The organism is Nocardia asiatica NBRC 100129 (assembly GCF_000308415.1).
In the GTDB taxonomy this organism is placed as follows: Bacteria; Actinomycetota; Actinomycetes; order Mycobacteriales; family Mycobacteriaceae; genus Nocardia; species Nocardia asiatica.
The window spans coordinates 24,834-31,987 of record NZ_BAFS01000089.1 but is presented as its reverse complement, the minus strand read 5'-3'; the positions used below and the strand labels follow the sequence as shown (position 1 = coordinate 31,987).

8 protein-coding genes are annotated in these 7,154 nt (G+C 69.7%); 7 read left to right on the top strand and 1 reads right to left on the bottom strand.

Annotation, left to right across the window (positions count from 1 at the left end; translation table 11 throughout):
• The first annotated feature begins 106 nt into the window (after positions 1-106).
• The 7 genes from ON27_RS09340 (at position 107) to ON27_RS09310 (ending at position 5,745) form a co-directional block, all read left to right on the top strand.
• The gene (locus ON27_RS09340) at positions 107-1,234 is read left to right on the top strand and encodes a glycosyltransferase family 4 protein (RefSeq protein ID WP_043722562.1); all 1,128 of its coding nucleotides are present in this window, start codon (positions 107-109) and stop codon (positions 1,232-1,234) included.
• Between the two features lie 29 nt (positions 1,235-1,263).
• Positions 1,264-1,647 (top strand): hypothetical protein, encoded by a 384-nt coding sequence (locus tag ON27_RS09335; protein WP_043722560.1) that lies wholly within the window; start codon positions 1,264-1,266, stop codon positions 1,645-1,647.
• Positions 1,648-1,684: 37 nt separating this feature from the next.
• Complete coding sequence (locus tag ON27_RS09330; protein ID WP_043722556.1) at positions 1,685-2,122, top strand: SRPBCC family protein; 438 nt, start codon at positions 1,685-1,687, stop codon at positions 2,120-2,122.
• Complete coding sequence (locus tag ON27_RS09325; RefSeq protein ID WP_306306943.1) at positions 2,119-3,429, top strand: ArsA family ATPase; 1,311 nt, start codon at positions 2,119-2,121, stop codon at positions 3,427-3,429. Before ON27_RS09330 ends, ON27_RS09325 begins: the two co-directional genes overlap by 4 nt.
• Positions 3,419-3,829 carry a hypothetical protein gene (locus ON27_RS09320; RefSeq protein ID WP_051046377.1) on the top strand — a complete coding sequence of 137 codons (411 nt, stop codon included), beginning with the start codon at positions 3,419-3,421 and terminating at the stop codon, positions 3,827-3,829. The genes ON27_RS09325 and ON27_RS09320 overlap by 11 nt, the downstream gene beginning before the upstream one ends.
• Positions 3,826-4,836: an ROK family protein gene (locus ON27_RS09315; RefSeq protein WP_043722553.1), complete on the top strand. Its 1,011-nt coding sequence runs from the start codon at positions 3,826-3,828 to the stop codon at positions 4,834-4,836. Before ON27_RS09320 ends, ON27_RS09315 begins: the two co-directional genes overlap by 4 nt.
• Positions 4,837-5,013: 177 nt before the next feature.
• A complete protein-coding gene (locus ON27_RS09310) occupies positions 5,014-5,745 on the top strand; it encodes a lysophospholipid acyltransferase family protein (RefSeq protein WP_043722550.1) in 732 nt (243 codons plus the stop codon).
• A gap of 71 nt (positions 5,746-5,816) precedes the next feature.
• Here the strand turns inward: ON27_RS09310 and ON27_RS09305 are convergent, their stop codons facing one another.
• A complete protein-coding gene (locus tag ON27_RS09305; RefSeq protein WP_043722548.1) occupies positions 5,817-7,124 on the bottom strand; it encodes a prenyltransferase/squalene oxidase repeat-containing protein in 1,308 nt (435 codons plus the stop codon).
• Positions 7,125-7,154: the final 30 nt, after the last annotated feature.

Genomic DNA, 7,154 nt, shown 5'->3' with positions numbered 1-7,154 from the left:
TAAGGGGGCCGCGAACACGCAGCGCCGCAGGCGCTGCAAATCGAACACAGCCCGCGAACCCGCCGCGACGAAGTCGCAGCAAATCAAACACAGTATTTTGTTGCGCATGGCCCGAACTTTGCTGGTTACCAATGATTTCCCGCCGCGGCCGGGCGGTATCCAGTCGTATCTGCAGGCTCTGGCCGGTGAGCTGCCACCGGATGACCTGGTGGTATACGCTCCGCGCTGGCGTGGCGACAGCCATTTGAAGTTCGATGCCAAGCAGAAGTTCCAGGTGGTTCGCCATCCCACCACGCTGATGCTGCCGACTCCGCTCGTGCTGCGCCGGGCCACGCGCCTGCTGCGCAGTGAGAAGTGCGACACGGTGTGGTTCGGTGCGGCGGCGCCGCTGGCGCTGATGTCGCCCGCGCTGCGCCGCGCGGGCGCCGAGCGCATTCTGGCCAGTACTCACGGCCACGAGGTCGGCTGGTCGATGTTGCCGGGCGCCCGGCAGGCGCTGCGTGCCATCGGCGAGCACACCGACGTGGTCACCTATGTGAGCCGCTACACCCGCCGCCGGTTCGCGTCCGCGTTCGGCGCGAACGCGGCGCTGGAGTATCTGCCGCCTGGCGTGGACACCGAGGTGTTCCGTCCGGATCCGGCCGCCCGCGCCGAGCTGCGCGACCGTTACGGCCTCGGTGATCGGCCGACCATCCTGTGCCTGTCCCGTCTGGTGCCAAGGAAGGGGCAGGACGCGTTGATCCTCGCCATGCGCCAGGTCCGGGAGCGGGTCGAGGGCGCGGTGCTGGTGATCGCGGGCGGCGGCCCTTTCGAGGACAAGCTGCGCGGTCTGGCGGCCGCCACGGGCGTCGGGGACGACGTGGTGTTCACCGGCCGCGTCCCGTCGGGTGAGCTGGCCGCGCATCACACGCTGGCCGACGTCTTCGCGATGCCCTGCCGGACCAGAGGCGCGGGCTTGGACGTGGAGGGTCTCGGCATCGTCTACCTGGAGGCGTCCGCGTCCGGCGTGCCGGTGGTGGCGGGCAATTCCGGCGGCGCGCCGGAAACGGTGATCGAGGGCAAGACCGGTCGGGTGGTGGACGGCCGGTCGGTGCGGCAGATCGCGGACGCGCTGGTGGCGATCCTGTCCGATCCGGAAGCGGCCGCGCGGATGGGCGCGGCGGGGCGCGCGTTCGTCGAGCAGCAGTGGCGCTGGGACAGCCTGGGCGCGCGCCTGCGACAGCTGCTGCGGTGATCCGCGTCGCATCTACTACGCTCAGCGGAGTGAGCAGTATCCAGGTGGCAGATCAAACCTTCGTCGCCGCGCCGGGGGCCGCCGTGGCCGACCTGCTGGCCGGACCGAACCAGTGGCGTCGTTGGTGGCCGGACCTGGTCCTGGAGGTCCGTGAGGAGCGCGGCGAGAAGGGAATCCGCTGGTCGGTGACGGGGGCGCTGACCGGGACCATGGAGGTGTGGCTGGAGCCCTCGCTCGACGGGGTGATCCTGCACTACTTCCTGCACGCCGAACCGCAACCCGCGTTGCCCGCGGGCAAGCTCGCCGCCGCCAACCGGGCACGCCGGGTCGCGGGCAAGAACATGGCGTTCGAATTGAAAGCCCGGTTGGAGGCCGATCGCCCCGCCGGTGTCGCTCCCGCGCCTCTGGCGTGATCTACCAGCACCGACGCTGAAAGGAACCGCTGTCCGCATGGCCGACAGGACCCAGAGATCGATCGTCATCGAGGCCCCGTCGCAGCAGGTGATGTCCGTTATCGCCGATCTGGAGTCCTACCCGGAGTGGGTATCGGCGGCGAAGTCGGTCGAGGTGCTGGAGGCGGGACCGGACGGTCTGGCCAAGACCGCGCGATTCGTGCTGGACGCCGGGGTGGTCAAGGACACCTACGTGCTGTGCTATGACTGGCGCGCCGACCGCAAGGCGGTCAGCTGGCGATTGCTCAGCGGCGAGTTGCAGAAGGCGCAGAACGGCACCTACGAGCTGATCGATCGGCCGGGCGGCGGCACGGAGGTGGTCTACACGCTGACCGTCGACCTGAACATCCCCATGATCGGCATGTTCAAGCGCAAGGCCGAGAAAGTGATCACCGACACCGCGCTGAAGGAACTGAAGAAACGGGTCGAAGGCTGACCGCGCGCACGACCCGGGTCGAGCTGTTCATCGGCAAGGGCGGGGTAGGCAAGACCACGCTCGCGTGCGCCACCGCCGTGGCCGAGGCCGTCGCGGGCCGTCGCGTGCTGGTCGCCTCGCTCGACCAGGCGCATTCGCTGGGCGACGCGCTGGGCTTCCGTTTCCCGCACGACCCGGGCGCCGTGCCCGGCGTCGCCACCGTGCTGCCCGGGCTGGACGTGATCGAAGTGGACTCGCTCGCGCTGCTCGAGGACCGGTTCCGGGACGTGGTGCGGATGATCTCCACCGGCCGGGGGCACGAGCACGGTTTCGATCTCGCGGCGCTGGACCCGGCCGAACTGACCGGATTGCCCGGTGTGCAGGAACTGCTGATGCTGGTGGAGATCACCCAGTTCGCCGCGGAGGACGACTGGGATCTCATCGTGGTCGACTGCCCGCCCTCGGCGGACATGCTGCGCATCGTCACCGCGCCCGGCACGCTGCTCGGCTACGTGGAGCGGATGTGGCCGCCGCACGCGCGGGCCATGAGCGCCGTCGGCACCGACCTGCGCCGTGCGGTGCTCGCCGCGACGGTGGAACGAATCGTCGCCGCGGTCACCGAGGTTCGCGACCTGCTCGCCGACCACCGGCGCACGGGCGCGCGGCTGATCACGGTCGCCGAGCGGGTCGCGGTGGCCGAATCGGAGCGGGTGCGTTCCGCCGCGGCGCTGCTGGGCCTGCGGCTGGATGCTGTCGTGGTGAACAAGGTGCTGCCCGAACTCGCACCGCCCGACGGGCCCGCCGGAACCGAACATCCGGCGGTGCACTGGTATTCGGATCGGCGCGCCGAGCAATCGGGCGTCATCGCCGAATTGCGGAGCAAGATCCGGGGTATCCCGGTGGTGATCGCGCGGCACACCGGGCCCGAGCCGATCGGGCCGAACTCGCTGGCCGCGCTGTCGTACGCGACGGACTCGGCGGGCGACACCGGCGAAGCTGCGCTTATGCTGAGCGACAATCAGACGGAGGTCGACGCGAGTTCCGGCGAACCGCTGGTTCTCCGGGAATCCGGCACCGGATTGCAGGCGGTGTACGCGCTGCGCATGCATCTGCCGGTGGTCGACGCCGCCACGTTGCGCCTTGGCCGAGTGGAGGACGATTTGATCGTGGGAGCGGACGGGGTCCGGCGCCGGGTGCGCCTGGCTCCGGTATTGCGGCGGTGCACGGTCGACGGCGCCGAGCTGGACGACGGATTCCTGGTGGTCCGGTTCCGGCCGGATCCGCTGGTGTGGGCGCACGCGTCCGAAAGTCACGACCATGACCGGTGATCCGCACCCGCCCGAGGGCGGCGCGGCAGGCGGCCACGCGGACGGTGTCGCCGAATTCGCCGCGGAATTGAAACTGCTGGCCGAGGCGGTGCTGGAACGGGTCGAGCCGGTGCTGCGGCGGGCCGCCGACGGGCAGGTCGAGTGGTCCAGTTGCAGCTGGTGCCCGGTGTGCGCGGCCGCGGCGCTGGTGCGCGGAGAACACCACGAAGTGCTGGCCGCGGTCGCCGATCACGGCACCGCGATCGTCACCGTGCTGCGCGAGGCGCTGGCCGGAGTGCCGGTCGAACCGGTCATGCCCACCGACGCCGATCCGGAAACCGGTGCGCCGCATCGTCACGGTCCTGCCGGGGACGACGAGCGCCCGCGGTATGTCGACATTCCCGTGACGATCAAGGTATGACCCACCAGATGGCCGGTACGCGACCGCTGACCGTCGGAATCGATGTCGGCGGCACCAACATTCGGGCGTCGGTGATCGACGACAGCGGCGAGGTGCTCGACACGGTCCAGGCGCCGACGCCGCAATCCGCGCGGGCGCTGGAGGACGCGCTGGACCGGGCCGTGCGCGACCTGTCCGGCAGGCACCCCATCGGCGCGGTCGGCTTGGCGGTCGCCGGGTTCATCAACGGTGATCGCTCCACGGTGCGGTTCGCGCCGCACCTGCCCTGGCAGGACGCTCCGGTCGCCCAGCGCCTCAGCGAACGGCTGGAACTGCCGGTGATCCTGGAGCACGACGCCAACGCGGCGATGTGGGCCGAATACCGGTTCGGCGCCGCCGCGGGCGGGCACAACGTGGTGCTCGTCGCGATCGGCACCGGCATCGGGGCCGCCCTGCTGATCGACGGGCAGTTGTATCGAGGGACGCACGGCGTCGCGCCGGAACTCGGTCATCTGCAGGTGGTTCCGCAGGGGCGGGCCTGCCCGTGCGGCAAGCACGGGTGCTGGGAGCGCTATTGCAGTGGAACAGCGCTGGCCGACACCGCGATCGAGATGCTGGCCAGTGATCCGGTGCGCTCCGTGCTGGCCAGGGACGTGGCGCGCGATCCGGGCTCGCTGACCGGACGGCGGGTCGCGGGCGCGGCGCAGGACGGCGACCCGCTCGCGACGCGGGTGATGGCCGATTTCGCGCGCTGGCTGGGGCTCGGGCTGGCGTTCGTCAGCGACATCTTCGATCCCGACCTGGTGGTCATCGCGGGCGGGGTCAGCAGTTCGGCGCCGCTGTTCTTGGACGAGGCGCGCGAGGAGTACGCGCGCGCGATCACCGGCGCCGGACACCGGCCGCTGGCCCGCATCCGGACCACTCAGCTCGGTGAGGCCGCCGGCATGATCGGCGCCGCCGACCTCGCCAGGACGGCGCTGACCGCGGGCACACGCAAATCCGCGCGGATCGCGCGGACCAGCCGTTGACGCCGCGTCTCAGAAGCCGGTCGGCCAGGGCGACACGCCGGGCCTGGCTATCGGTCGGCGTCGGGGCCGAAGTGTGGTGAGATTCGCCGCTGCGGTTGGATGTGATCTTGCACCGGCGGTAAAGTCGGGAATTGACGCAGGTGCCCGCTACTATCCCGGTCCCGGGGGAAGGACGTCATGTTCTACTGGCTGCTGAAGTTCGTGCTGCTGGGACCGTTCATTCATCTCTACAATCGGCCGACGGTCGAAGGTGTGGAGAACATTCCGGCGGACGGGCCGGCCATCATGGCGGGTAACCACCTCTCCTTCGCCGACTGGTTGTTCGCTCCGCTGCTGAGCCCGCGGCGGATCAACTACCTCGCCAAGGCCGAGTACTTCACCACCCCGGGCATCAAGGGCCGGTTCCAGAAGTTCTTCTTCAGCGCGACGGGCCAGTACCCGATCGACCGCAGCGGCGCCGACGCCGCCGAGGACGCGCTGAACGCTGCCCGCAAGCTGCTCGATCAGGGCCGCCTGGTCGGCCTCTACCCGGAGGGCACCCGCTCCCCCGACGGCCGCCTGTACAAGGGCAAGACCGGTCTGGCCCGCTTGGCGCTGGAGACCGGCGTGCCCGTCATCCCGGTCGCCGTGATCGGCACCGACGAGGTCAGCCCGCCCGGACCGTTCCGCTGGCGGCGCAGGAAAGTGACTGTGAAGTTCGGCGAGCCCATCGACTTCTCCCGCTACGAGGGCATGGGCGGCAACCGCTTCGTCGAACGCGCCGTCACCGACGAGGTCATGTACGAGCTCATGCGGCTCACCGGCCAGGAATACGTCGACGTCTACGCCCACAGCCTGAAGAAGGGCGTCCCGAGCGGCAGCCGCCCCGAACCCGTATCCGCCCGCATCCCCGACACGGCGGCAGGCTGATCGCCCACCGACCTCTGCCCCGGGACTGCTCGGTCTCGGGGCTTTTTCATGCCAGGTGACGGGCCGACACGCTAAGCAAGCAGGAAAGCGACGACGGGAAAGACGATCGCCGTAAACGCGGCGAACACAACGGCGCCGACTTTCCGCTTGGGGATCGAATGCAACCGGGTGGCCGCGAAACCATAGATTCCGAGGAAGACGAAGATCATGCCCCAGGACACCAGCGCCCGACTGGCGATCTCTCCCAACCGTTCGGCGAAGATCAGGGCCAGGGTGACGATGGTGGAACCGGATGCGGCGCCCAGCGCCAAGAACGCTGCTCCTGCGGGGCTGTTCATGACCATCGCAGCTCGGCCGACCGGGAGGACCTCCTGCGGGTCGGTATGGTGAACACCCTCGCGCCGGCACAGCATGTCGAATACCTTTGCCGGGTTGACCCACTCGCCGACCTCGGACCGCACCCGGGCGAGTGCGTGGACGGCCTGCGCGGTCGCGTACGAGGTCATGAAACCTTCACGTGACGTGCGGAATCCACCGCGATCTCGATGGATCGGCGACAACTGCTGGTAGTCCAGCAACTCGATGAATGCCCTGCGGAAGGTCGGGTGAAAGATCCAGCGGTCGCCCGAGGTAGCCAGCGCCGCGACCGACAGCTGCAACGTAGCGTGATGCCAGGTCTGTGCCACGCTGCCACGGCGTATCTGCTCTTCCTCGAGCTTGCCGAGACCGGTGTCCAGCGCGCTGAGCACCCGTTCGGTCGCCAACTCATGGGCTCGGCGCACCCGGGTGCCACCGAGCACCGCGATCTCCGGTACGGCCAGCAAACTCGCGATCTGCGCCGCCGCGTAGGTCGGGTCGACCCGTGGATCTTCGGCGAGCATTGCGGACACCAGAAAGGTGGTGCCGCGCAGCGCAGCGCGCGCGGCCCCGTCGTCGGACGCGGACAACTCCACCAATGCCCGGATCGCCGCGGTCGTAGCCGTCACCGAGACCGCGGAGACGCCGTCGGCCAGCGACCAACCACCGGTGTCGGCGTCCTGGGCGGCGAGCAACGCGTTGCGGCAGGCCACCAGGTCGGCGTCCGCGATAGCCACTCCGAAGCATCGCAGAGCGCGTAACCGCCAAGCCGCGTCCACCGGCGCACGGAACTGCCACTCGCCGCGTGTGCTGTGCCGGACCACGTCGCGCCGCACCAGCGCCAGTACCGCCGTCGCTGCCGGCACGGGCCGGTTCACGCGGGACAACGCGCATACGACCTCGGCGGTGTCCTGTGGGTTGGGCGGCACGTCGGTGGACCAACCCCAGCCTGCGTACCCGTCGTCGTGCTGGACCAGATTCCTGCCGAACCAGTCGGCAGCGAGACCGATGCGGTCGTCCACGTATGACACAGTGCCCCCTCGCGACGGTGA

Excerpts from the sequence above, each read along its gene's own strand:
- ON27_RS09340 (WP_043722562.1), top strand. The coding sequence starts at position 107 with ATGGCCCGAACTTTGCTGGTTACCAATGATTTCCCGCCGCGGCCGGGC.
- ON27_RS09330 (WP_043722556.1), top strand. The coding sequence starts at position 1,685 with ATGGCCGACAGGACCCAGAGATCGATCGTCATCGAGGCCCCGTCGCAG.
- ON27_RS09320 (WP_051046377.1), top strand. The coding sequence starts at position 3,419 with ATGACCGGTGATCCGCACCCGCCCGAGGGCGGCGCGGCAGGCGGCCAC.
- ON27_RS09315 (WP_043722553.1), top strand. The coding sequence starts at position 3,826 with ATGACCCACCAGATGGCCGGTACGCGACCGCTGACCGTCGGAATCGAT.
- ON27_RS09310 (WP_043722550.1), top strand. The coding sequence starts at position 5,014 with ATGTTCTACTGGCTGCTGAAGTTCGTGCTGCTGGGACCGTTCATTCAT.